The following is a 22,436-nucleotide window of genomic DNA, read 5'->3' on the forward strand; positions in this document are numbered from 1 at the left end:
TTGATCAGCACGGATTTACAATATGTTTCAGTCTGCGACAACCGGAACCAGTTCAAGTCCGACGACCTGATCCCCCGCATTTATTTTTCTTTGTGAAAACCAGCCGATATTCATTTCCAGAGCATATTTTGCCTGACCAGCTGAATAATAAGCAGAAAGAGTATGAGGCTGCATGTCGGCAATATTGATAATAAAACCCTTTTCATCAATGAAAGCAACGCTTAACGGTATCATCGTGTTTTTCATCCACATACCATAATAAGCGTTTTTTGGAAACACAAACAGCATGCCGGCACTTTCATCCAGATGCTCCCGAAACATCAATCCTTGCGCTCTGGAAGCATACGTAGCAGCAACCTCCGCTGACAAAGCATAACCGGATATCTGCAATGAAATCCGCCGCGGGTCGGTGGCCGCCGCTCCCGCCGTACCCGACATGATCACAAACGAACAAAAACAACAGGCAAGCATTATCAAACGCATACTCAGTGCTTCCTCAGTGCTTTCCTGTGCTGCCAAATCCATTTTCCCCGCGCTGACTGACGTCGAATTCTTCAACTACATTAAAGCCGACTTGCACAACGGGCAGAACAACCAGCTGCGCAATACGTTCCATCGGCTTTAACTCAAACGACACCTGCCCCCGATTCCAGCAGGATACAAAAACCTGCCCCTGATAATCCGAGTCAATCAGTCCAACCAGATTTCCTAAAACAATCCCATGTTTGTGGCCAAGTCCAGAGCGCGGCAAAACCATTGCCGCCAAACCGGAATCAGCGATATGCACTGCGATACCAGTTGGCACCAGAATTGTTTGTCCAGCTTGTATTGTTTCAGTCTGCTCAATACATGCGCGCAAATCCAGTCCGGCTGAACCCGGCGTGGCATATGATGGCAGATGCTCATACAAACGCTTATCGAGAATTTTTACATCTAGTTGCGTCATATCTTGTTCAATTTCCTGTCGCATTGCTGCTGTAAATATAATTTAGCAATATGCCGGATCAACCGGCCGGCCTGCAATTGCTTGGAAGCCCTTTCAAGAACATGTTGGCCGTCATCATCGAGCAAAATCAACGCAGCCTCATCGGAATTCATTGCTTCCTGCGCCCAATTGGCAACCAGCAAAGGCAATTTTTTTTGGCGCCGCTTACGCGCCGCGTTTTTTTCCAAATTCTCAGTTTCCGCCGCAAAGCCAACACAAAATGGAGGTTCGGGTAAATATGCGACTTGCGCCAGTATATCCGGATTCGGCATCAACTCCAGAACCAGCTTTTGATCTGTTTTCTTAATTTTTCTCGGACTAATATTAACTGCACGATAATCTGCCACGGCCGCAACGCCAATAAAAATATCCGGTTTTTCCCTGGCTATTACTGTCTCAACAGCGCCCAGCATTTCCCGTGCACTCGACACATTTATCAACCGGTTAACAGCAGGTGCGCTCAAGCATGTCGGACCGGTAACCAGTGTCACCGTAGCGCCGGCATCCAGCGCAGCCTGTGCAAGTGCATACCCCATTTTTCCAGAACTGATATTTGTAATGCCGCGCACCGCGTCAATAGCTTCAAATGTCGGCCCGGCAGTGATCAATACATTTTTGCCTTGCAACAAACCATTAGATAATCTTTGCTGCACGACAGCAAGCAATGCTTCAACTGCAAGCATGCGCCCCATCCCAACTTCGCCACATGCCTGTTCTCCATTTTCGGGTCCGGCAATAATTACGCCATCATTTTGCAAGCAACTGATATTCCGTTGCGTGGCCGGATTCTCCCACATTTTTCGATTCATCGCAGGCGCAATCATTAATGGACAATTGCGCGCCAAACAAACTGTCGTCAACAAATCATTTGCCAAGCCACATGCCAGTTTTGCAATAAAATCAGCACTTGCCGGTGCAATCAATATCAGGTCCACATTTCTGGATAGATTGATATGCGCCATAGCACTTGCTTTATCAGCTTCCCATAAATCAGAAAATACAAACTGACCGGTCAACGACTGGAAAGTTATTGGTCCGATAAAACGACACGCTGAATCAGTCATCACGGTTTTTACCAGGCACCCCGCCTGTGTTAATAGACGCGCGAGCTCAGCCGCCTTATATGCCGCCACCCCTCCTGTAACCCCAAGTAGCAGGCGTTTACCGGATAAAGATGACCCAGCATAGTTATTATTCATATAAATCTGAGAAAAATGAGTAGTTCAATATCATATGCCGTTCATGCAGGCTGATTGCTAAAATTTTAACTTAATCACATTCATTTCGATGCCGTATCAATTGAAAATCCAATAAATATTTCACAGCTATGGCAATTACCGACTGGCCTACTCATGAACGCCCCCGAGAGAAACTACTAAAACTGGGCGCAAAAAACCTGTCAGATACAGAGTTACTGGCCATTTTCCTGCGTACAGGTACTACTGGCAGAAACGCAGTTGAACTTGCTAGAAATCTGCTAACCCATTTTGGTGGCCTTAGCAATCTATTTTCTGCTGATAAAGCGGCACTCTGCAATGTTCAGGGTGTTGGAATCGCCAAATATACACAGTTACAGGCCATTCTTGAAATAGCACGCCGCACAATCTGCGAAAAACTTGAACGCGGCTGTATGATGAATACACCTCAACTTGTACGGGATTTCTTGCACCTAAGTCTCGCAAATAAACAGCATGAAATTTTCATGGCCATCTTTCTTGACGCAAAACATCATATGATTGCAACCGAAGAACTGTTCACCGGGACACTAACTCAAGCCAGTGTTTATCCACGCGAAGTCATTAAACGTGCTTTATATCATAATGCCGCTGCCATTATTTTCGCCCACAATCACACCTCGGGCAGCACAGAACCAAGCCAAGCCGACAAGGCACTGACACATATACTAAAAAAGGCGCTTGACTTAATAGACATCAAGGTGCTCGACCACTTTATCATAGGTAATAATGAAATAATGTCATTTGCAGAACATAATCTTATCTAACAAACGCCGATAACACACGTCATCTCGATTGCACCAAGCGTATCCTGCAGACGTAAAAATCTTCATTTCAATAAATGGCAAAACAAATTCTTCTCCGATTATATATTTGGAAAAAAAATAAAAATCGCGATATAATTTAGTTCTTTGCAATTTCTGGGTGTACAAATAATATATGGCACGAGTATGTGAAGTTACGGGTAAAAAACCGCTGACCGGGAACAATGTATCTCACGCAAACAACAAAAGCAAAAGGCGTTTCTTACCAAATTTACAGAGACGTAAATTCTGGCTGGAGAGTGAGAACCGTTGGATCAGCATGCGATTAACGAACGCGGCCTTACGCACAATCGATAAAAAAGGAATAGATGTAGTTGTTGCTGAAATGCGAGCACAAGGTAAACGCATTTAACCCTAACTGATTAGTTTACAACAACATAAAGGAAGCAACCCATGCGCGATAAAATCAAGCTCGAGTCTTCAGCCGGAACCGGACATTTTTATACAACAACAAAAAATAAACGTGCAAACCCTGAAAAATTAGAAATTACAAAATTTGACCCGGTTGCCCGTAAACACGTCAAATACAAAGAAACAAAACTTAAATAACTGTAAATTCAGATTCTTGAGTATAAAATTAGCACAGAATTTACTTGCAAGCTAGCTGCTAAAGCTTCAATTTATTTGTCGAAGTACGCTTTTCATGAGTCACTGCTGAGATAACAAGCAATCAACGGCCTTACGCAATGCAGCCACTTCAGCTTGCAGCCTGATGACCTCTGATTTGAGCGCATCAAATTCGTTGTATGACACAACGGAATTCGTATCCGTTTTGGAAGGTATATCGCTGAATTCTTTGTCATCAGGGTTTTCCGAAAGCAAATGCATCCAGCGATTTTCCCGCGAGCCCGGTTTTCGCGGCAATTTCATCACCAAACTTCTGTCTTTACCCGCCTCGGCCAATTCCTCAAGAAAAGCTTCAACCGATGAAATATCAGCAAACTTATGTAGCCGTCCACAATGAATGCGCAATTCTCCGGCTGTTTGCGGTCCTCTCAATATGAGCATGGCTATTAACGCAACTGATTGAAACGGTAATTTAAGTTCCCGTTCAACATGATGCGCATAACGTACCGCGCGCCCACCACTTGACTCCGAAACCAAGGACAACTGTTTTAAATTTTCAACCGCTTCCAGGACGTCTGCTGGCGAAGCATTCATCACAGGAGACCGATTCGACCTCTGGCTACAACCTGATATCAAGGCATTTAATGTAAGCGGATAGATATCTGGAACCGTGTATTGTTTTTCAATCAATACGCCCAGCACACGGGCTTCAATTGATGATAATACTGGCAACAAGGAGCTATTCACTTATTCACTGTCAATGAATGGCTAGTTTCAAAATAATGCAGAATCATTTTATAAACCATATGAACACAACCCTTACTTATATAGCATAAACTATGAAATAGCGAGCATGCGGTCTAATGCTTGTTTAGCCAGGCCAGCTTCTGTTGTCGGTACCTGAATACGGTTAACGACCGTTCCATTAACTAGATTCTCTAGTGCCCATGCCAAATGTTGCGGATCAATACGGGCCATGGTTGAGCACATACAAACCAGTGGCGACATAAACTGTACGATTTTATTTTGCGATTTAAATTCGTCGGCGATCCTGCTCACCAGATTCAATTCCGTTCCAACCAACCAACGTGTTCCCTCCTCGGCTGCGGCAATCGTTTTGATAATATATTCGGTTGAGCCGACATAATCCGAAGCGCGACAGACTTCAAAGCTGCATTCCGGGTGGGAAATGACAATACCATCAGGATGTTGGTTGCGGAAACGGAGAATATGCTGCGGCTGAAACATTTGATGTACAGAACAATGACCTTTCCATAGCAGTATCTTTGCCCGTTTGATTTGTTCCGGAGTCAATCCACCCATCGGTTCGTCAAAATCCCATACCACCATTTCATCCAGCGGTATACCGAGCTGGTGACCGCTCCAGCGGCCCAAATGTTGATCAGGAAAAAACAAAACTTTCTCACGCTGCTGAAAGGACCATTCGAGGATTTTACCCGCATTGCTGGACGTACAGACAATACCCCCATGTTCACCGCAGAAGGCTTTCAAATCGGCAGCAGAATTGATGTAAGTAACCGGGGTCACGACATCTTCGGGTGGCAAAATATGGGCAAGCTCGCGCCAGGCACGTTCCACCTTTGTCAGACTAGCCATATCTGCCATCGAACAACCCGCAGCCATATCCGGTAAAATCACAGTCTGCTCGTCACTCGACAATATATCCGCCACTTCTGCCATGAAATGCACACCACAAAACACCAAGTAATCCGCATCAGTCCGCGCAGCCTGATAGGCTAGTTTTAATGAGTCGCCAGTCAGATCCGCGTGGCAGTAAACATCCGCGCGCTGATAATGATGCGACAAAAGCACTACTCGCTCACCCAATACTTTTTTTGCTGCCGCTATACGTTGCGCACACGCCTCGTCCTGCATGTGGTCAAAATTTTCAAATTTTATCGCTTCAGCCCGCATACAATATTTCTTTCTTTTAATTAATCAATAAAAACGTTTACATTAACATAGAAAAAGGAATTCTCATCCCAAAACTGTATTTCTCAACAATCAAACAACTCTTTCAAATGGCTTTGCAATTTTATATTTCTGCCTGCCTGTCGACAGCAGTGTCAACTTCAATCGCAGCCATCAGCTATATGAATGTTTATTTATATAAGACACCCCTTAGTACTCTATTCATTGATAAGCGCATATCCAAAATACAAGCTACCCGCGCTTTTATAGCGTCAATCGGAATATAATATACTACCGTCTGTCGTTATAATGACATACTTTTGGCACAGTAAGTTCTGCTATAATTTTCAATCATATTGGTTTTGCATAGATAATAATGCTTACCACACAAATCCGCGCTGGTTAACCGTATTAATCTTCTGAAAATTTATGACAACAATTGTCATTTGAGCTTATGTCCATGTTTCGACGCCAAAGCTTCAGCTTTTCCTTTATCGTGCTGGTTGGATTAACGGCGCTGATACTATGGTTCGACAATGTAACTGAGCGGCTACCATCAGGTGCAGATGGCGATTTATACCAACAACCTGACTATATCGCCGAAAATATTTCGGGACTGCGTGTGGAATATGCACAATCGATTCAGCAAATCTTTCATGCAAAGGAAATGTCACACTTCATAAATCAGGATTTTACAAAGCTCAATAATGTCCATTTCATGCACGCCAAACCTGACACGCCCCCATTCCGGGTGTCTGCCGATCAAGCTGAAATTCATGAGAATGGTAAAAATATTTACTTAAGGGGCAATGTAAACGTTATCAGAGGAACCGATGAAGACGACAAAAAAATCATACTTAAAACAGAAACACTTCATCTTATTCCGGATCAAGAGCTAGCTAAAACAGATCAATCAGTCATAATCACGAGACTTAACACGACCATCCATGCAACTGGCTTGAAATTTAACAATAAAACGAACACGATTGAACTATTGTCACACGTACGCGCGTTTGACCGGTAACTCAAACTTTATGAAGTGTCACTTTTTTCTTTTTTTATTATTTTTAATTTTGTCATTCAGCGTATATGCTGAGCGCGCCGATCGTGATAAGCCAATTCATCTTGAAGCAGACCGTGCAACTGTTGAGGACATAAACCGCAAAGACTCCACACGCGTGAGCATTTTTACAGGCAATGTCATTTTGACGCAAGGCACGTTGCATATCAGCGCCGACAAGGTGGTGATAAAAGAGGACATTAATGGATTCCGCCATGCCACTGCCACAGGCAATCTGGTCAGTTTTCGTCAAAAACGTGATGGAACTGACGAATATGTTGAAGGTTGGAGTAAACGTGCCGAATATGATAACAGAACTGACAAAATAGAATTATTCAAACAAGCCCGTTTAAAGCGGGGAGAAGACGAAGTCAACGGTGATTATATTTCCTACAACATGAATAGCGAGTTTTTTCAAGTCATTGGCAGCTATGAACACGGTGAGGAAACAGATACTGATAATCGTGTGCGCATCATTATTCAGCCCAAAAACAAATCTGCCGAGTCCAGTTCAGAATAAGCGTTTATAAAACATGTTATAAGCGTCTATGAGTATATTAAGGGCTGAAAATTTAAAGAAACGTTACAAATCACGCACTGTGGTTCATGATGTCTCTTTTTCGCTTAACAGTGGAGAAGTAATTGGCCTGTTAGGTCCTAACGGTGCGGGAAAAACAACTTGTTTTTACATGATTGTCGGACTTGTATCGCTTGATCACGGCAATATTTATCTGGATAATCGCAGCTTAACACAACTCCCTATGCATGAAAGAGCACGTTTGGGCCTGAGCTATCTGCCTCAGGAAGCTTCCATTTTCAGACGGCTCACAGTTGAAGAAAATATCTTAGCCATTCTGGAATTACACCGTCTAGATAATGGCCAATTAGAGCAACAACTTGATTCGTTATTACATGACTTACATATCAGTCATATCCGTAATCATGCTGCGGTCAGTTTATCCGGTGGCGAACGCAGACGGGTAGAAATTGCACGTGCGCTGGCTTCGCGCCCCAGGTTTATTTTACTGGACGAACCATTTGCAGGTGTTGACCCTATAGCCGTTATGGACATTCAGAAAGTTATCAACTTCCTAAAAGAACGTGATATCGGCGTTCTGATTACCGATCACAATGTTCGTGAGACATTAGGTATTTGTGACCGTGCCTATATCATCAGCGACGGAAAAGTCTTAGCACAGGGCATGCCAGATGAAATCATTTATAATGAGCACGTCAGAAAGGTTTATTTAGGTGAGCATTTTCAGTTGTGACAAACCAATCGAACGCTTTTTTAGATTAATCAACACCTATCTGTTTCTTGGAATCATGAAGCCTACGCTCCAATTAAAACTCTCACAACAGCTAAATCTCACACCGCAATTGCAGCAATCCATAAAATTATTGCAATTATCCACGCTTGAATTAAATCAAGAAATTGAGCGCTTAATCCAGGAAAATCCATTGCTCGAATTAAGTGAAAACTGGGATATCAAACCTTTTGAAACCGAGGAATCTGAAAACGATCAACAGCCGCATAATATGTCTGATGAAAAAGATACCGCACAAACCGATCATGATTTTGATCTCGATATGGAATGGTATGAAAGCGGCAGCACATCGCATACTACGCAAAATGAAGATTACGAAATACCACAAATGGCTGCCGAACCGGCCTCTCTCAGAAATTATCTTTCTCAGCAGTTGTCTCTCAGCCATGCAACGGAACGAGAAAAACAGATTATCAGCTTATTGATCGACAGTTTAAATGATGATGGTTATTTAACACAGGATCTGGATGAACTACTAACTATTCTGCCTGCCGAACTAGGTATTGAAATTGGTGACTTGAATCGCGCCCTTGTTTATCTTCAACATATGGACCCACCTGGGGTAGGTGCACGAAATCTTCAAGAATGCCTTCTGTTGCAATTACAGAGCTTACCCGAAAATAACGCACACAAAAGACAGGCTATCCGGATAGTGACGCAATACCTTGATATTCTGGCTTCTCATGATTATACGTTAATCAAAAAATTATTAAAATGTGACGACAAGTGTCTGCGTGCAGTACAAAAACTGATTGTAAACCTGAATCCCAGGCCGGGATCTGATTTTAATTCGGCAAATGCCCGCTATATTATTCCCGACATCATCGTCAATAAAGTCAATGATGTCTGGGTTGCCAACCTGAATGTGAACGCGTTTCCGAAATTAAATATTAATCATTTTTACGCCAATATTCTTAAACAAACGCATGATGAAGCATCAAAAAGCATGTCTAATCAACTAATTGAAGCCAGGTGGCTGATTAAAAATCTGCAGCAGCGCTCCCGCACCATCCTCAAGGTATCAAATGCCATCGTTGAAAGACAACAACAATTTTTCGAACACGGAGAAATCGCCATGAGGCCGCTTATTCTTCGAGAAATTGCAGAGTCCCTGAGTCTTCATGAATCGACAGTTTCGCGTGTTACAACCCAGAAATTTATGCTTACACCTCGCGGCATTTTTGAGCTGAAATATTTTTTTGGCAGTCATGTCACCACAGACACAGGCGGCGCCTGCTCAGCCACAGCTATACGGGCATTGATCAAACAACTTATCCAAAAAGAAAACCCCAGAAAACCACTGAGTGACAACAAGATAGCAGGTATTTTGGAGCAACAGGGAATTGTAGTTGCTCGCAGAACAATAGCAAAATACCGGGAATCCATGCAGATTCCTCCCGCCAATCTTCGCAAGACATGTTAACAATTTAAAGGAAATAATATGAATTTAAAACTAACAGGCAACCATGTAGAAGTAACTCCGGCGCTACGTGACTATGTCAATACCAAAATCAGCAAAATTACACGTCATTTTGATCATGTAATTGTTGTCAACGTTATCCTGTCTGTGGAAAAACATAAACAAAAGGCAGAAGCGAATGTGCATATCAGCGGCAAAGATATTTTCGTCGAGGCAGACAGCACTGATATGTATGCTTCTATCGACAGCCTGATTGACAAATTGGATCGTCAAGTTTTAAAACACAAAGAAAAAAACCTTGAAAAAAGAAATCATCAAGGATTGAAGGACCAAGAATTCGATTAATCCATGTCAGAATCTTTGATAGCAACAGATTTCATTCTTTATTGAAAATCCATGAACCTAATTTCACAATTATTACCGGAGTCGAATGTCATAATCGATCTGGATGTGGCAAGCAAAAAACGTGTGTTTGAGCAAGCCGGTTTATTATTTGAAAATACCAACCAGATTGCGCGCAGTCAGGTTTTTGACAGTCTATTCGCGCGCGAGAAACTTGGTTCCACCGGTCTCGGACAAGGTGTTGCAATACCACATGGCCGTATTAAAGGGTTACGCGATGCAGTGGCCGCTGTGGTCACAATGAAAGAAGCAATTCCATTTGATGCACCTGACGGTCAGCCCGTCAACATTGCCTGTATACTGCTAGTTCCGGAAAAAGCTACCGACACACATTTACAAATTTTAAGTGAATTGGCACAGATGTTCAGTGACAAAAAATTTCGTGAAAAAATACTGCACAGCAAGGATGTCACAGAAATTCATCAGTTGATTACAGATTGGACGCCTCATGTCTCAAATTAGCATTTCCGATCTTTTCGAAAACAAACAGGAAAAACTGGAATTAACCTGGGTAGCCGGCTTAACTGCCAAAAACAAATTACTCAGTCATGACCGGATTGTACAATCCAATCAGGGCTTAATCGGCCATTTAAATTTTATCCACCCCAACTGGATCCAGGTTCTGAGTCGCAACGAAGTCGACTATATCAATAATCTTGATACTCAAAGCCTTAACAAAAAACTCGACGCATTAAAGCAAAGTAATCTTGCCTGCATTATCATCGCCGGTAACGAAAATGCGCCCGGCCCCATGCGTCAACTGGCTAATGCAACGCATACACCGTTACTTAGTTCGCCTTTCCCCAGCATAGAGGTCATTTGGTTGCTGAGATCTTACTTAGGCAGGGTGCTTGCCCCCTCATGCTGTTTACATGGCGTTCTTTTAGACGTGCTCGGAATGGGTGTAATGATTACCGGTGAGAGCGGTGTAGGCAAGAGTGAACTTGCACTGGAACTTATCAGCAGAGGGCACGGGCTTGTTGCCGATGATGTTGTAGAATTGCGCCGAATTGCGCCGGAAACGCTTGAAGGACGATGCCCACCGATTCTGCGCGATTATCTGGAAGTCCGTGGTCTTGGCATGCTGAACATTCGTACCATTTTTGGCGAAACAGCCGTTCGTCGGCATAAAAATATGAAACTGATTGTACATTTGCAAAATACCACCAGCACTGAGGCATATCAATTGGAAAGGCTGCCGATCAGCAACCTGAATGAGACAATCATGAGCGTGGATATACCTAAGGTCATTATTCCTGTGGCAGCTGGACGCAATCTTGCGGTGTTGGTGGAAGCAGCGGTGCGAAATTATGTATTACAGCTACGGGGTATAGATGGCACCAAAGATTTTATCGAACGTCATGAACAGGAAATGGCCAACCTGCCTGAAAATCATGATGAGTAATAGCAGACACTGGCTGTCATTGTCGCGACAAACACCGCAACCTGTCAGATTTATATTGGCACAATCGTCCCGGGAAATCAGTAAATGCATAAGCCGCGAACTATTACGCTCGCGCTGACTGGTGCATCCGGAATGCCGTATGGCATTCGTTTGCTGGAAATGCTACTGCAAAACGGACAGCATGTTTACTTACTTTATTCAAAAGTTGCACAAATCGTTGCGCAACAGGAAATGAGTATGGTCTTGCCTTCTCAGCCCAGGGAAGCTGAAACTTTTTTTAAGCATTTGTTCAGATCGTCAACTGGTCAGTTAGAGGTTTTTGGCCGTGAATCCTGGTTTTCACCCGTTGCATCCGGCACAAGTCCAGCTGATGCAATGGTAATTTGCCCCTGTACTATGGGCACGCTAGCTGCCATTGCTACAGGTTTGAGTCAGAATCTGATCGAACGGGCTGCGGATGTCACGTTAAAAGAAAAACGGCAACTGATTCTGGTGCCGCGTGAAACTCCTTTTTCCACAGTGCATTTAGAGAATATGCTTAAGCTCTCAAATGCTGGCGCAGTCATTCTGCCTGCCAATCCGGGTTTCTATCATTATCCGAAGGCGCTTCAGGATATGATTGACTTTATAGTGGCGCGCATACTCGACCACTTAACAATTGAGCATCAACTGATACCCCGTTGGGGTGAAAAGAAATAATTCGCTTACCAGAAATCTGACCGGAAGCTTTTGCTGACAGCCAATCAAGACTCAGCCCCAACAACATAAACACTCTAAATATCAACACTGCAACATATTCTTAGCAATATGCCAGTCAAGTGGTAACAATATTCAAAATGATAGTTGACTAATTCAATCAAGAATTGTATAGTTGACTAAATTGATCAGGTATTTCCTGTTTCCGGAAATGCTTTTTTATTGTTATTTTAACCAAAATCACCAAGGAGTGTTTAGACATGAGATTGACGACAAAAGGCAGATTTGCAGTAACAGCACTTTTAGACCTTGCCATGCAACAAAGCAATAATCCGGTAACGCTGGCTGATATCAGTCAACGCCAAAAAATTTCACTATCTTACCTTGAACAATTATTTGCCAAATTGCGTCAGTCTGAACTTGTTGACAGTGTACGAGGCCCGGGCGGCGGCTATTGTCTTGCGAAAGAACTTGGACAAGTTTCTGTTGCAGATATTATCTTGGCTGTCGACGAGCCCATCGACGCCACACAATGCGGCGGTAAAGAGAACTGTCATAACGACAGTAAATGTATGACACATGATTTATGGGCGAAGCTGAACGATCTGATCTTCGATTATCTCGGCGCGGTTACATTGAAAGAATTGGTCGAGCATCAAGAGCAAATCAATGAGGAACAGGAAGTTGTACCGCTTTTTGATATGCGCAGTTCAACGGCAGCTTAGATCAAGGCAGTTCAGCATTTTTTATTTATTACATGCGGCCATACTGATTGGCTGGTTGATAATTATTTCAGAACAGTTTACGTAAAACTTTGTCATAAAATTTGACAGGCTTCAGCTTCAATCTGACGCTGAAAACAGATGCGGTATTCATCCAACTCTGTTTCATTAGCCCAGGATTTGGAGTCGGACGATTGATAGATCAATCAATATAATGAATAAGGAAAATGTGAATTTACTATGACACTTACATTAACTGAAAATGCTGCCAAACACATCAGGCAACAAATTGCCAAACGTGGTCACGGAATTGCTTTACGTATCGGCATCCAGAAATCGGGTTGTTCCGGATATTCCTATACGTACGATTTAGCCGATAAAATCGGGAAAGATGACCGGTTATTTTCATATGGAGATACAAGTGTTGTCATAAATATGAATGACTTACCTTTTCTCAACGGCTCACAAATTGATTTTGTTCAAGAAGGCCTAAACAGTTTTTACAAACTCAATAATCCTAATATTGACAACCCTTGCGGTTGTGGTGAAAGTTTCAGCTTAAATGAATCGACAAAAATATAACGCACACAATAATAGCAATACGTTTTTAATAAAAATAATGCTCTGTTATTACAGCAATTTAAATTCTAGATAGCCTAAGCTAATAGATACATCGAGAAAGGAACAAATTTTATGAGTGCTGTATTACAAAATTTGGTTAATCAACCATATAAACATGGCTTCGTTACAGAAATCGAATCGGAAATTGCGCCTAAAGGGCTCAACGAAGACACAATTCGCTTGATTTCGGCAAAAAAAAATGAACCTGAATGGCTTTTGGATTTTCGTCTGAAAGCCTACCAGAAGTGGCTTTCCATGTCAGAACCTAACTGGCAGAATGTTCATTATCAAAAAATTGATTTTCAGGCGATAAGTTACTATGCAGCGCCAAAGCCCAAGAAAAAACTGGCCAGCATGGATGAAGTTGATCCTGAATTATTGCGTACCTTTGAGAAACTGGGTGTACCGATGCATGAAAGGGCAGCGCTCGCTGGTGTTGCAGTCGATGTCGTTTTTGACAGTGTTTCCGTTGCCACGACTTATAAGGAGAAGCTCGCCGAGGTCGGTATTATTTTCTGCTCAATTTCAGAAGCAGTGCAAAAGCACCCGGAGTTAGTCAGGCAATATCTCGGTACGGTCGTGCCTGTGGGAGATAATTTTTTCGCCGCACTCAATTCTGCAGTATTTACCGATGGCTCATTTTGCTATATTCCAAGGGGCGTTAAATGTCCGATGGACCTATCTACATATTTTCGCATTAATACCGAAGGTTCCGGTCAATTTGAACGCACGCTTGTAATTGCCGAAGAAGGTGCGTCCGTATCTTATCTGGAAGGCTGCACTGCGCCACAATTTGATACCAATCAACTACATGCAGCAGTGGTTGAATTAATTGCCCTGGATAACGCAGACATCAAATACTCGACCGTACAAAACTGGTATGCCGGTGATGAAAACGGTGTTGGTGGCATCTACAATTTTGTTACCAAACGTGGACTTGCCAAAGGCGTCAACTCCAGAATCTCCTGGACACAGGTTGAAACCGGCTCTGCAATTACCTGGAAATATCCTTCTTGTATTTTACGTGGCGACAATTCCGTTGGTGAATTTTATTCTGTCGCGCTCACTAATAATTTACAACAGGCAGATACCGGCACCAAAATGATTCATCTTGGAAAAAACACGCGAAGCACGATTATCAGCAAAGGTATTTCAGCAGGCAAATCCAACAGCAGTTATCGCGGACTCGTGCGTATTACACCCAACGCCCGGAATGCGCGTAATTTTTCACAGTGCGATTCCATGCTGGTGGGAGATCAATGCGGTGCGCATACGTTTCCATATATACAAGTACACAATAACAGCGCAAAAGTAGAACATGAAGCATCTACGTCGAAAATCGGTGAGGATCAGTTATTTTATTTTGCACAGCGCGGCATCGACTCTGAAGAAGCGGTTTCAATGATCGTAAATGGTTTTTGTAAAGAGGTATTTCAACAGCTACCTATGGAATTTGCAGTTGAGGCCACAAAATTACTCAGTTTCAAACTAGAGGGCAGCGTCGGATGAAAAATGAAAACAATCAAATCCTGCTTGATGTACAAAATTTGTACGCAAGTACGCAAGATACTGAAATTCTCAAAGGTATCAATCTGACAGTAAAACGCGGTGAAATTCATGCCGTTATGGGCTTGAATGGTTCCGGAAAAAGCACCTTCGCCAAGGTATTGGCCGGCCATCCGGACTATACGGTCACGCAAGGCAAGATTCAGTTTGAACAACAGGATTTATTAGCACTGCCTCCCGAAGAACGTGCGCAAGCGGGCGTATTTCTTGCATTTCAGTATCCTATTGAAATTCCCGGCGTAGCCAACAGCCAGTTTTTGCGGCTTGCATACAATACAATCCAGTCAAAACGCGGCACTGACGAACTTGATCCACTAGAGTTCGACGATTTTGTACGTGGAAAAATGAAACTGCTGGAAATGAATCCAGATTTTCTGGATCGCAGTGTCAACGAAGGATTTTCAGGTGGCGAGAAAAAGCGCAATGAAATACTGCAAATGGCGCTGCTTGAACCGAAACTGGGAGTTCTTGACGAAACCGACTCAGGTTTAGACATTGACGCACTTAAAATAGTCGCAAAAGGCGTCAATCACCTCAGCACCGAACAGAACGCCATGATTCTAATTACTCATTACCAACGTTTGCTGGATCATATTGTGCCAGATTACGTACATGTCATGGAAGCAGGCCGCATCATCAAAACCGGCGGCAAAGAACTGGCGCTGGAATTGGAAAAACACGGTTACGACTGGCTACACGGCGACCGGCAGAACAATGCAGGGATATCGGCATGAATGAATCAAAAAATATTGACTACCTAACATGCCTGTTCAAATCGTTACCAGCCCAATCCAATGGCAGCTTATCCCAGGATACACTGCCAGAAGATCAAAAGTTATGGCTAAAACGATTGCGCGCACAGGCGATCGACAAAGCCGGGCAGCTTAAATGGCCCACTGTAAAAGACGAGGAATGGCGCTTTACTGATATTTCACCATTAACAAGGCTGCCATTCAAACCGGCCAAGGCTGGGCACGTGCCGGGTTTATCTGAAACCCAGCCGCTTTTTATCGAAGAAACGGTAAATCGCCTGGTATTTATCGACGGTTTTTTTGCACCGGAACTCTCCAGTATCGCAGATGAAAACCAATTGATCATTGGCAATCTGGATACGCTGGCCACGCGCCATGCGCATACTGTCTCTACGCATCTGGGACAATACGTTCAATCACAGCAAAATCTGTTTACAGCGTTGAACACAGCATTTTTACATGATGGCGCAGTTGTTGTCGTACCTCAAAATACTGTTGTCGACCAACCGGTTCATCTGTTATTCATCGCCACGCAGGCGGAAACGACGCATTATCCGCGTAGTCTTATTGTTGGAGAAGCCAACAGCCAAATGACTGTAGTTGAAGATTATGTTGCACTTCAGGCTGATAACGGCGCATATATCACCAATTCCGTTGCCGAATTCAAACTTGCTGCCAATGCACAAATTCAACACATTCGCCTGCAACGCGAAAACGTTAATGCTTTTCATCTGGCTAATTGTGCCGTCTCCCTTGATTACGCCAGCCGGTATCAAGCGGTAAACGTCGCCATGGGTGCGAAAATTTCACGCTTCAATCTGGACATCAGCTTCAAGGAAGAAGCCGCTGAATGCGTAATTGACGGGCTGGCGTTGATTACTGATGAACAACTGGCCGACACGCATACCTGTATCGACCATTTGAAGCCGAACTGCACCAGTAACCAGCAACACAAATGTATAGCCGATGGTAAGGCGCATGCTGTTTTCAATGGAAAGATTATTGTTCGACCCAATGCCCAGAAAACAAACTCTTCCCAATCAAGCCGCAATCTGTTGCTTAGCAACGAGGCGCAAATTGACACCAAACCGCAGTTAGAAATTTTTGCCGACGATGTCAAATGTGCGCATGGCGCAACGGTGGGACAACTGGATAAAGAAGAAGTCTTTTATCTGAAAAGTCGCGGCTTATCGGAATTAGCAGCCCGCAATCTTCTAACATATGCATTTGGTGCTGAAATTCTAAACAGCATTCCTGTTGCTTCACTCAAGCACACGCTTGAGCAGACTGTACTCAACCAAACACGCAGCTGTTAAATTTATGGCTAATAACAACGCAATTGCAGTGCTGGAAACTGGCGCACATTTTGACATGGAACGAATCCGTGCCGATTTTCCTATCCTGAACACTAAAGTTGAAGGAAAACCGCTTGTCTATCTTGACAATGCCGCATCCAGCCAAATGCCGCAACAGGTAATCGATCGATTGGTTTACTACCAGACCGCCCAGCACGCCAATATCAACCGTGCCGTGCATTATCTTTCGGAAGTTGCCACTGATGAATACGAAAAAGCGCGGCAAAAAATACAGCGGTTTGTCAATGCCCGCGAGCAGAGAGAAATTATTTTTACCAGCGGCACCACCGATTCGATCAATCTGGTGATGCATGGCTATGGCCGTCAGTTTATCCAGGCTGGTGATGAAATTATTCTGACGACGCTTGAGCATCATTCTAATATCGTACCCTGGCAAATGCTGGCCAAAGAAAAAGGAGCCGTCATTCGGGTCGTGCCAATAAATGATGCAGGCGAACTCGATATCGAATCCTATGAAAAACTGTTTAATGATCGCACCAAATTTGTCGGTCTGATACATGTGTCGAATGCGCTTGGAACAATCAATCCAATCAAGCGAATGATCGATTATGCACACCAGCAGGATGTGCCTGTGCTAGTTGATGGCGCTCAGGCTGCACCGCATATCGCGGTGGACATGCAAGCGCTGGACTGTGATTTTTATGTTTTCTCCGCACATAAATTATGCGGACCCACCGGTATCGGCATGCTATATGGCAAAGCATCAGTTCTTGAAGCCATGCAGCCTTTCAAAGGTGGCGGCGACATGATTGCTTCTGTAACTTTTGAAGAGACAACTTATGCCGATATACCACATAAATTTGAAGCCGGCACACCGCCAATCGCTGCTGCCATCGGTTTCGGCGCAGCAGTCGATTATTTATCTTCAATCGGTATGGAGCAGATTTACGCACACGAATCAAAACTGCTGCACTATGCAACAGAGCGCATCAGCGCAATCAAAGGCGCAAAAATCCTTGGGACAGCCGCACAAAAGACTGCTGTCATATCTTTTATACTTGACGGCATACATCCCCATGATATCGGCACCATCCTGAATCAGGATGGTATAGCCGTTCGTACCGGACATCATTGTGCGCAACCCATCATGCAACGGTTTAACGTCCCCGCGACATCACGTGCTTCCTTTGCCTTTTATAACGACATATCTGAAGTGGATGCTTTAATCGCCGGCATCCGGAACGTGCAAAACATTTTCCTATAATGAATACGAAATCACTCTATCAGGAAGTTATTCTCGACCACAACCGTAAACCGCGTAATTACGGCACACTAGAACATCCCAGTCATCAGGCTGTCGGTCACAACCCCTTGTGCGGCGACCGTCTCGATATTTCGCTGCAGCTTGAAAATGATCAAATCAGCTGTATCGCATTTCATGGCGAATCCTGCGCAATCTGTAAAGCCTCCGCTTCCATGATGACGGCAGCAGTCAAAGGAAAAACGCGCACGGATGCAGAAACGCTCATCCAGGAATTCCGTGAAATGACTTTGGGTGAACTGGATTTGAATCACCCGCACCACCTCGGGCGGCTCACCGTTTTTTCCGGCATAAGAGACCTGCCAACACGCGTCAAATGCGCAATATTGCCCTGGCACACACTACATGCCGCTTTGAACGCATTATCCAGTGTTTCAACGGAAGCGGAAAATGATCCGGCTTCAAGTACTTCCGAAAACGCATCCGGCAATGTGTAACCGCTTATCCTCCGTTATTTCAAGATAACGGCGCATTCAACATAATTTTTTTGCGAAACAGTATCCAACAGTACAACAGTTAAAGATTATGCCCAAAATAGCTGACATCGAAGGCACACCAAATAAAAACGCACTTAAATTTATTCTCAAGGAACCCTTGACCTGGGGCGTTGCGCGCTCATTTGACAACGCTGAAGCCGCTAAAGAAGATCCGCTGGCATCGGTGCTGTTTGAAATCGACCACGTAACAAATGTTTTTTATATCGATCATTGGATCACTGTGACCCAGGATGGCGAAGTCAACTGGCAGGACCTGGCGCGCGAAGTAGCCGATCCGATACGCGCGGCACCCGCTGCAAGCGAACAAACAAAAGAGACGGTTGCCTCCGCAAACGATCTGCTTGCGCAACTCAGTCCTGAGGATCAAAAACGCCTTGAGAGAATTAACATCATGCTTGATGAAGAAGTGCGCCCCTATCTTCAACATGACGGTGGTGATCTGCATATACTCGGTTTGGATGGCAACATATTACGAATCCACTACCAGGGCGCCTGCGGCACATGTCCCAGCTCTATCACCGGAACGTTGCGGGGGATCGAACACATGCTCAGAACAATCGAGCCAGATATTCAAGTCGTCGCTTGCTAAAATAAGGATTTCACGCCCTGAATCCAATCCAGTAATGGGTTTCGAGTTATTTTTTAGGCTTTCAACCTAGAATCCTATAAGGATTCCGTGCGCGGATTTTATCGTGGCCCGGCCGCACAAGTGGCCAAACAGAGGCCGGCTATAGAGCTGCAAAGACATTGCCTCCGACATAGATAGCTATCATGACTAAAGGGAGCATCAGTGAAGATACAATCAGAGAACATGACAACATTTAAACAAATTACCGGAAATAAAATTCTTCTTGCAAATACCGGGAAGTCCTTATAGAGGATTTTAGGTTCAAACGTCCGGCTGATAGGATTACCCCACAAATACGAGTAACTTGCCCCTCAAAATCACATTCGTTAGTAATTTGATAAGAATAAAAACGAATCGGTTTGCTGGTTTTCTTTAGCCAGAAACTTCCTAAGCATATATAACCGCAGATGTCGGCATAAACGCGCCTGCCAAAAAACCTCTTCTTGTTAAGTTACTCATTCTGTACCTCCGAAGATTGCAATTAACCAGCGTTAACCACCCCCGAGAATTTCACATGACATCAATAAAAACAGAGCCCAGCCATATATTGGCTTTTCTGTCCCACGATTTCAGATACAAGCCCGGCCAGATATTTCGATCAGATATCCAAATCATTATTTAACACACAGAAACGCTCTCGAGGCGAATTTTACAGCCTGATTTTCAAATTAACGATACAATAACGTAACAGTAAACACGCGGTCACGGAATCAGAAATAATATTCAACAAAGATATACACAATGAATCATCATATCCAATTGCATAGCAGTCCGACCGATAAATCTGTTCATTTCATGTCGCGATGGTTTAATCCATACACCGTTCGCCAGCGATTCGAATATTGAGCATGTTTACATCCGTTGCCACAAGCCAGTTCAACCTTATCCTGCGTCAGGAAAGCTGGCCGTGTAAGCGGCTGCAGCCGTTTGAAGGCAGAACCGTACGTGTCCGCATACCGCCATTAATTGATTTAACACTGACAGTACTTGAAAACGGCGAACTGCTTCATTGTCCGGATCAAACTGAAGCAGACGCAACGCTTTTTATTCCGTCCGCTCTGCTGCCTGGTTTACTGGCCCGTAATGAAACAGCTTATGACAAAATAACCATATCTGGGGATACCGTATTTGCAAATGAATTGATCGTTATCGGCAAGCATATTAAGCCCGGCATTGAACAAAACCTTAGCGGAATCATGGGCGACATTCCAGCGCATCGTATCGCGCAAATCAGCGGCGGCATTTTTCAATGGCACATCAAGATGGCCAGAAATCTGGCTGAAACATTAGGCGAATACTGGCAGGAAGAGCAGCCGATAATTGTAAAATCGAATGCTGTCAACAATATTTCTCATCAAATTAAAACGTTACAACGCGACACCGACCGGCTGGCAGGACGGATTAATCGAATCATTCAAACAACACGCACAAATAAGAATTAGTGCACAATCATTGAAATCATTGTTATGAACCCCGTTCGGCTCTCTGAAAACGCTTCAATTAATTCTTGCTCAAGATAACCCGCGCTATCAGGGCAAGTCATTATTTACATACAACTTAATGCGCATATTTCGCCTTTTAAAAATACAATCCGTTGCATTCCGGCACGGACTGGACGAATTTTTCACAAGCCACGGTCCGTTACGCTTTTTACACAGACCGATTAAGTGGCTGACTTTCTGGCGTAAACTCGAGCGGCCACGGGGCGAGCGGTTGCGCTTGGCCCTCGAAGCACTTGGCCCTATTTTTGTCAAGTTCGGTCAAATGCTGTCAACCAGGCGCGATCTCATTCCACATGATATCGCCGACGAACTGGCGAAACTTCAGGATCGCGTACCGTCGTTTTCTTCGGATACGGTCCTGAATATACTGGATAAAACGTACGAGCATAAAATTGATCACGTTTTTTTGAAATTTCACAAGGATCCGGTTGCCAGTGCTTCCGTCGCACAAGTGCATTTAGCTGTGTTACACGATAATACAGAGGTAGCTGTCAAAATTTTACGCCCTGGAATCGCTCCTATTATCACGCATGACATTGAATTGATGGAAACAGGGGCATGGCTGGTCGAGAAGCTGTGGCCTGACGGCAAACGCCTGAAGCTCAGACAAGTGGTATCGGAATTTGCCCGGCATCTTGATGACGAGCTGGATTTAATGCGTGAAGCATCAAACTGCAGTCAGCTGCGCCGCAATTTTCTGAACTCCCCCCTGTTACAGGTTCCGGAAGTTTATTGGGACTATTGCCGCAGCAATGTAATGGTCATGGAACGCGTATCCGGTATTCCGATCAGCCATGTTGACGAATTAATAGCGCATAATATCGACATTCCGTATCTTGCGCGAATGGGTGTTGAAATTTTCTTTACGCAGGTATTTCGTGACGGTTACTTCCATGCAGATATGCATCCCGGCAATATTTTTGTCGGCAAAGACGGCCGGTATGTAGCGGTTGATTTCGGCATCATGGGCACACTGAGCGACGAAGACAAAAATTATCTGGCGCAAAACTTCCTGGCCTTTTTCAGGCGTGATTACGCCCGGGTTGCACAAGCGCACGTTGAGGCCGGATGGGCGCCTAAAAACACCCGTGTGGATGAATTTGAAACAGCCATCCGCGCGGTTTGCGAACCAATTTTTGACAAACCGCTTAAAGAAATTTCTTTCGGACGTGTATTGTTCCAATTATTTCAGACGTCGCGTCAGTTCAATGTCGAAATACAGCCGCAGCTGGTTTTATTACAAAAGACGCTGCTCAATATTGAAGGACTGGGCCGCGAACTCGATCCTAATCTTGATCTGTGGAAAACAGCCAAACCCTTTCTTGAGAACTGGATGTCAGAACAAATTGGACTGCGTGGACTCACAGCACGCATGCAGAAAGAGGCGCCCAGCTGGGCGGTCATTTTTCCGCAGTTTCCACGCCTGTTTCACCATTTACTGACTGAAAACCGCAATCAAGGTCTGGAAGATAAAATACAGCACCTGATTGCGGAAGAGAAACGGCAAAACCGTTTTCTGATATATGTCATTATCCTGCTGACCGCATTACTGCTCTGGCAGATAATCCAGTGAACGCTTATTTATGACCGCATGGTCTTTGGTCTTTTCTTGGCATGGTGAAAATGCCGGATATCCAGGCGCAGTGACTTGACTTCC

26 protein-coding genes are annotated in these 22,436 nt (G+C 44.1%); 21 read left to right on the plus strand and 5 right to left on the minus strand.

The features are described 5' to 3' along the window. Positions 1 to 27: 27 nt before the first annotated feature. Genes BMY60_RS08115 through coaBC form a run of 3 tightly spaced genes read right to left on the minus strand, consistent with a single transcriptional unit; the run spans position 28 to position 2,184 of the window. Positions 28 to 525, minus strand: a complete 498-nt coding sequence (locus tag BMY60_RS08115; protein WP_256250764.1) for a DUF192 domain-containing protein — start codon at positions 523 to 525, stop codon at positions 28 to 30. After that, the gene (dut, locus tag BMY60_RS08120) at positions 497 to 946 is read right to left on the minus strand and encodes a dUTP diphosphatase (RefSeq protein WP_090332832.1); all 450 of its coding nucleotides are present in this window, start codon (positions 944 to 946) and stop codon (positions 497 to 499) included. Before dut ends, BMY60_RS08115 begins: the two co-directional genes overlap by 29 nt. Next, positions 943 to 2,184, minus strand: a complete 1,242-nt coding sequence (coaBC, locus tag BMY60_RS08125) for a bifunctional phosphopantothenoylcysteine decarboxylase/phosphopantothenate--cysteine ligase CoaBC (protein WP_090332781.1) — start codon at positions 2,182 to 2,184, stop codon at positions 943 to 945. The genes dut and coaBC overlap by 4 nt, the downstream gene beginning before the upstream one ends. A gap of 128 nt (positions 2,185 to 2,312) precedes the next feature. On the opposite strand from coaBC, the gene radC reads away from it, so the two are divergent. From radC to rpmG, 3 genes are all read left to right on the plus strand, one after another. Then, on the plus strand, positions 2,313 to 2,987 hold the full coding sequence (gene radC, locus BMY60_RS08130) for a RadC family protein (protein ID WP_090332782.1): 675 nt from the start codon (positions 2,313 to 2,315) through the stop codon (positions 2,985 to 2,987). A 172-nt stretch (positions 2,988 to 3,159) separates the two neighbouring features. Further along, entirely contained in the window at positions 3,160 to 3,396 is a 237-nt protein-coding gene (gene rpmB, locus BMY60_RS08135; RefSeq protein ID WP_090332783.1) for a 50S ribosomal protein L28, read from the plus strand. 41 nt (positions 3,397 to 3,437) lie between these two features. Next, positions 3,438 to 3,593 (plus strand): 50S ribosomal protein L33, encoded by a 156-nt coding sequence (rpmG, locus tag BMY60_RS08140; protein ID WP_090332785.1) that lies wholly within the window; start codon positions 3,438 to 3,440, stop codon positions 3,591 to 3,593. A 99-nt stretch (positions 3,594 to 3,692) separates the two neighbouring features. Here rpmG and BMY60_RS08145 read toward each other — a convergent pair whose 3' ends face one another. Then, entirely contained in the window at positions 3,693 to 4,358 is a 666-nt protein-coding gene (locus tag BMY60_RS08145) for a YceH family protein (RefSeq protein ID WP_090332786.1), read from the minus strand. 90 nt (positions 4,359 to 4,448) lie between these two features. Then, positions 4,449 to 5,546, minus strand: a complete 1,098-nt coding sequence (nadA, locus tag BMY60_RS08150; RefSeq protein ID WP_090332788.1) for a quinolinate synthase NadA — start codon at positions 5,544 to 5,546, stop codon at positions 4,449 to 4,451. A 436-nt stretch (positions 5,547 to 5,982) separates the two neighbouring features. On the opposite strand from nadA, the gene lptC reads away from it, so the two are divergent. The 18 genes from lptC to ubiB all read left to right on the plus strand — a co-directional run bounded on the left by lptC (position 5,983) and on the right by ubiB (position 22,352). Continuing rightward, on the plus strand, positions 5,983 to 6,567 hold the full coding sequence (gene lptC / locus BMY60_RS08155; RefSeq protein WP_143057399.1) for an LPS export ABC transporter periplasmic protein LptC: 585 nt from the start codon (positions 5,983 to 5,985) through the stop codon (positions 6,565 to 6,567). Between the two features lie 49 nt (positions 6,568 to 6,616). Then, positions 6,617 to 7,123 (plus strand): lipopolysaccharide transport periplasmic protein LptA, encoded by a 507-nt coding sequence (lptA, locus tag BMY60_RS08160; protein WP_371264198.1) that lies wholly within the window; start codon positions 6,617 to 6,619, stop codon positions 7,121 to 7,123. Positions 7,124 to 7,151: 28 nt separating this feature from the next. Further along, positions 7,152 to 7,874 (plus strand): LPS export ABC transporter ATP-binding protein, encoded by a 723-nt coding sequence (gene lptB / locus BMY60_RS08165; protein ID WP_090332792.1) that lies wholly within the window; start codon positions 7,152 to 7,154, stop codon positions 7,872 to 7,874. A gap of 55 nt (positions 7,875 to 7,929) precedes the next feature. Beyond that, a complete protein-coding gene (locus BMY60_RS08170; protein WP_090332834.1) occupies positions 7,930 to 9,354 on the plus strand; it encodes an RNA polymerase factor sigma-54 in 1,425 nt (474 codons plus the stop codon). Positions 9,355 to 9,372: 18 nt separating this feature from the next. Beyond that, complete coding sequence (gene hpf / locus BMY60_RS08175; protein WP_090332794.1) at positions 9,373 to 9,696, plus strand: ribosome hibernation-promoting factor, HPF/YfiA family; 324 nt, start codon at positions 9,373 to 9,375, stop codon at positions 9,694 to 9,696. A gap of 51 nt (positions 9,697 to 9,747) precedes the next feature. Continuing rightward, positions 9,748 to 10,215 carry a PTS sugar transporter subunit IIA gene (locus BMY60_RS08180; RefSeq protein WP_090332795.1) on the plus strand — a complete coding sequence of 156 codons (468 nt, stop codon included), beginning with the start codon at positions 9,748 to 9,750 and terminating at the stop codon, positions 10,213 to 10,215. Further along, the gene (hprK, locus tag BMY60_RS08185; RefSeq protein WP_090332797.1) at positions 10,202 to 11,158 is read left to right on the plus strand and encodes an HPr(Ser) kinase/phosphatase; all 957 of its coding nucleotides are present in this window, start codon (positions 10,202 to 10,204) and stop codon (positions 11,156 to 11,158) included. Before BMY60_RS08180 ends, hprK begins: the two co-directional genes overlap by 14 nt. A gap of 84 nt (positions 11,159 to 11,242) precedes the next feature. Beyond that, complete coding sequence (locus BMY60_RS08190; protein ID WP_090332799.1) at positions 11,243 to 11,857, plus strand: flavin prenyltransferase UbiX; 615 nt, start codon at positions 11,243 to 11,245, stop codon at positions 11,855 to 11,857. A gap of 257 nt (positions 11,858 to 12,114) precedes the next feature. Beyond that, positions 12,115 to 12,579, plus strand: a complete 465-nt coding sequence (iscR, locus tag BMY60_RS08195; protein WP_090332800.1) for a Fe-S cluster assembly transcriptional regulator IscR — start codon at positions 12,115 to 12,117, stop codon at positions 12,577 to 12,579. Between the two features lie 237 nt (positions 12,580 to 12,816). Continuing rightward, entirely contained in the window at positions 12,817 to 13,158 is a 342-nt protein-coding gene (locus BMY60_RS08200; RefSeq protein WP_090332802.1) for a HesB/IscA family protein, read from the plus strand. A 111-nt stretch (positions 13,159 to 13,269) separates the two neighbouring features. Continuing rightward, entirely contained in the window at positions 13,270 to 14,706 is a 1,437-nt protein-coding gene (gene sufB / locus BMY60_RS08205; RefSeq protein ID WP_090332804.1) for a Fe-S cluster assembly protein SufB, read from the plus strand. Next, positions 14,703 to 15,497 carry a Fe-S cluster assembly ATPase SufC gene (gene sufC, locus BMY60_RS08210; RefSeq protein ID WP_090332805.1) on the plus strand — a complete coding sequence of 265 codons (795 nt, stop codon included), beginning with the start codon at positions 14,703 to 14,705 and terminating at the stop codon, positions 15,495 to 15,497. The genes sufB and sufC overlap by 4 nt, the downstream gene beginning before the upstream one ends. Next, on the plus strand, positions 15,494 to 16,831 hold the full coding sequence (gene sufD, locus BMY60_RS08215; protein ID WP_090332807.1) for a Fe-S cluster assembly protein SufD: 1,338 nt from the start codon (positions 15,494 to 15,496) through the stop codon (positions 16,829 to 16,831). The genes sufC and sufD overlap by 4 nt, the downstream gene beginning before the upstream one ends. 4 nt (positions 16,832 to 16,835) lie before the next feature. Next, entirely contained in the window at positions 16,836 to 18,095 is a 1,260-nt protein-coding gene (locus BMY60_RS08220) for an aminotransferase class V-fold PLP-dependent enzyme (RefSeq protein ID WP_090332808.1), read from the plus strand. Beyond that, positions 18,095 to 18,589: a Fe-S cluster assembly sulfur transfer protein SufU gene (sufU, locus tag BMY60_RS08225; RefSeq protein ID WP_090332810.1), complete on the plus strand. Its 495-nt coding sequence runs from the start codon at positions 18,095 to 18,097 to the stop codon at positions 18,587 to 18,589. The genes BMY60_RS08220 and sufU overlap by 1 nt, the downstream gene beginning before the upstream one ends. Positions 18,590 to 18,677: 88 nt before the next feature. Then, positions 18,678 to 19,238: a NifU family protein gene (locus BMY60_RS08230; protein WP_090332812.1), complete on the plus strand. Its 561-nt coding sequence runs from the start codon at positions 18,678 to 18,680 to the stop codon at positions 19,236 to 19,238. 887 nt (positions 19,239 to 20,125) lie between these two features. After that, complete coding sequence (locus tag BMY60_RS08235) at positions 20,126 to 20,719, plus strand: ubiquinone biosynthesis accessory factor UbiJ (protein WP_090332814.1); 594 nt, start codon at positions 20,126 to 20,128, stop codon at positions 20,717 to 20,719. Between the two features lie 118 nt (positions 20,720 to 20,837). After that, positions 20,838 to 22,352 carry a ubiquinone biosynthesis regulatory protein kinase UbiB gene (gene ubiB, locus BMY60_RS08240; protein WP_090332815.1) on the plus strand — a complete coding sequence of 505 codons (1,515 nt, stop codon included), beginning with the start codon at positions 20,838 to 20,840 and terminating at the stop codon, positions 22,350 to 22,352. The last annotated feature ends 84 nt before the right edge of the window (positions 22,353 to 22,436 follow it).

The sequence above is a fragment of the Nitrosomonas sp. Nm51 genome (genome assembly GCF_900111165.1).
Classification (GTDB): Bacteria; Pseudomonadota; Gammaproteobacteria; order Burkholderiales; family Nitrosomonadaceae; genus Nitrosomonas.

What these genes read in the sequence shown, in the direction of transcription:
- BMY60_RS08115 (WP_256250764.1), bottom strand. Translation starts at nt 525, where the DNA reads ATGGATTTGGCAGCACAGGAAAGCACTGAGGAAGCACTGAGTATGCGT.
- dut (WP_090332832.1), bottom strand. Translation starts at nt 946, where the DNA reads ATGACGCAACTAGATGTAAAAATTCTCGATAAGCGTTTGTATGAGCAT.
- coaBC (WP_090332781.1), bottom strand. Translation starts at nt 2,184, where the DNA reads ATGAATAATAACTATGCTGGGTCATCTTTATCCGGTAAACGCCTGCTA.
- radC (WP_090332782.1), top strand. Translation starts at nt 2,313, where the DNA reads ATGGCAATTACCGACTGGCCTACTCATGAACGCCCCCGAGAGAAACTA.
- rpmB (WP_090332783.1), top strand. Translation starts at nt 3,160, where the DNA reads ATGGCACGAGTATGTGAAGTTACGGGTAAAAAACCGCTGACCGGGAAC.
- rpmG (WP_090332785.1), top strand. Translation starts at nt 3,438, where the DNA reads ATGCGCGATAAAATCAAGCTCGAGTCTTCAGCCGGAACCGGACATTTT.
- nadA (WP_090332788.1), bottom strand. Translation starts at nt 5,546, where the DNA reads ATGCGGGCTGAAGCGATAAAATTTGAAAATTTTGACCACATGCAGGAC.
- lptB (WP_090332792.1), top strand. Translation starts at nt 7,152, where the DNA reads ATGAGTATATTAAGGGCTGAAAATTTAAAGAAACGTTACAAATCACGC.
- BMY60_RS08170 (WP_090332834.1), top strand. Translation starts at nt 7,930, where the DNA reads ATGAAGCCTACGCTCCAATTAAAACTCTCACAACAGCTAAATCTCACA.
- hpf (WP_090332794.1), top strand. Translation starts at nt 9,373, where the DNA reads ATGAATTTAAAACTAACAGGCAACCATGTAGAAGTAACTCCGGCGCTA.
- BMY60_RS08180 (WP_090332795.1), top strand. Translation starts at nt 9,748, where the DNA reads ATGAACCTAATTTCACAATTATTACCGGAGTCGAATGTCATAATCGAT.
- hprK (WP_090332797.1), top strand. Translation starts at nt 10,202, where the DNA reads ATGTCTCAAATTAGCATTTCCGATCTTTTCGAAAACAAACAGGAAAAA.
- BMY60_RS08190 (WP_090332799.1), top strand. Translation starts at nt 11,243, where the DNA reads ATGCATAAGCCGCGAACTATTACGCTCGCGCTGACTGGTGCATCCGGA.
- iscR (WP_090332800.1), top strand. Translation starts at nt 12,115, where the DNA reads ATGAGATTGACGACAAAAGGCAGATTTGCAGTAACAGCACTTTTAGAC.
- BMY60_RS08200 (WP_090332802.1), top strand. Translation starts at nt 12,817, where the DNA reads ATGACACTTACATTAACTGAAAATGCTGCCAAACACATCAGGCAACAA.
- sufB (WP_090332804.1), top strand. Translation starts at nt 13,270, where the DNA reads ATGAGTGCTGTATTACAAAATTTGGTTAATCAACCATATAAACATGGC.
- sufC (WP_090332805.1), top strand. Translation starts at nt 14,703, where the DNA reads ATGAAAAATGAAAACAATCAAATCCTGCTTGATGTACAAAATTTGTAC.
- sufD (WP_090332807.1), top strand. Translation starts at nt 15,494, where the DNA reads ATGAATGAATCAAAAAATATTGACTACCTAACATGCCTGTTCAAATCG.
- BMY60_RS08220 (WP_090332808.1), top strand. Translation starts at nt 16,836, where the DNA reads ATGGCTAATAACAACGCAATTGCAGTGCTGGAAACTGGCGCACATTTT.
- sufU (WP_090332810.1), top strand. Translation starts at nt 18,095, where the DNA reads ATGAATACGAAATCACTCTATCAGGAAGTTATTCTCGACCACAACCGT.
- BMY60_RS08230 (WP_090332812.1), top strand. Translation starts at nt 18,678, where the DNA reads ATGCCCAAAATAGCTGACATCGAAGGCACACCAAATAAAAACGCACTT.
- BMY60_RS08235 (WP_090332814.1), top strand. Translation starts at nt 20,126, where the DNA reads ATGTTTACATCCGTTGCCACAAGCCAGTTCAACCTTATCCTGCGTCAG.
- ubiB (WP_090332815.1), top strand. Translation starts at nt 20,838, where the DNA reads ATGCGCATATTTCGCCTTTTAAAAATACAATCCGTTGCATTCCGGCAC.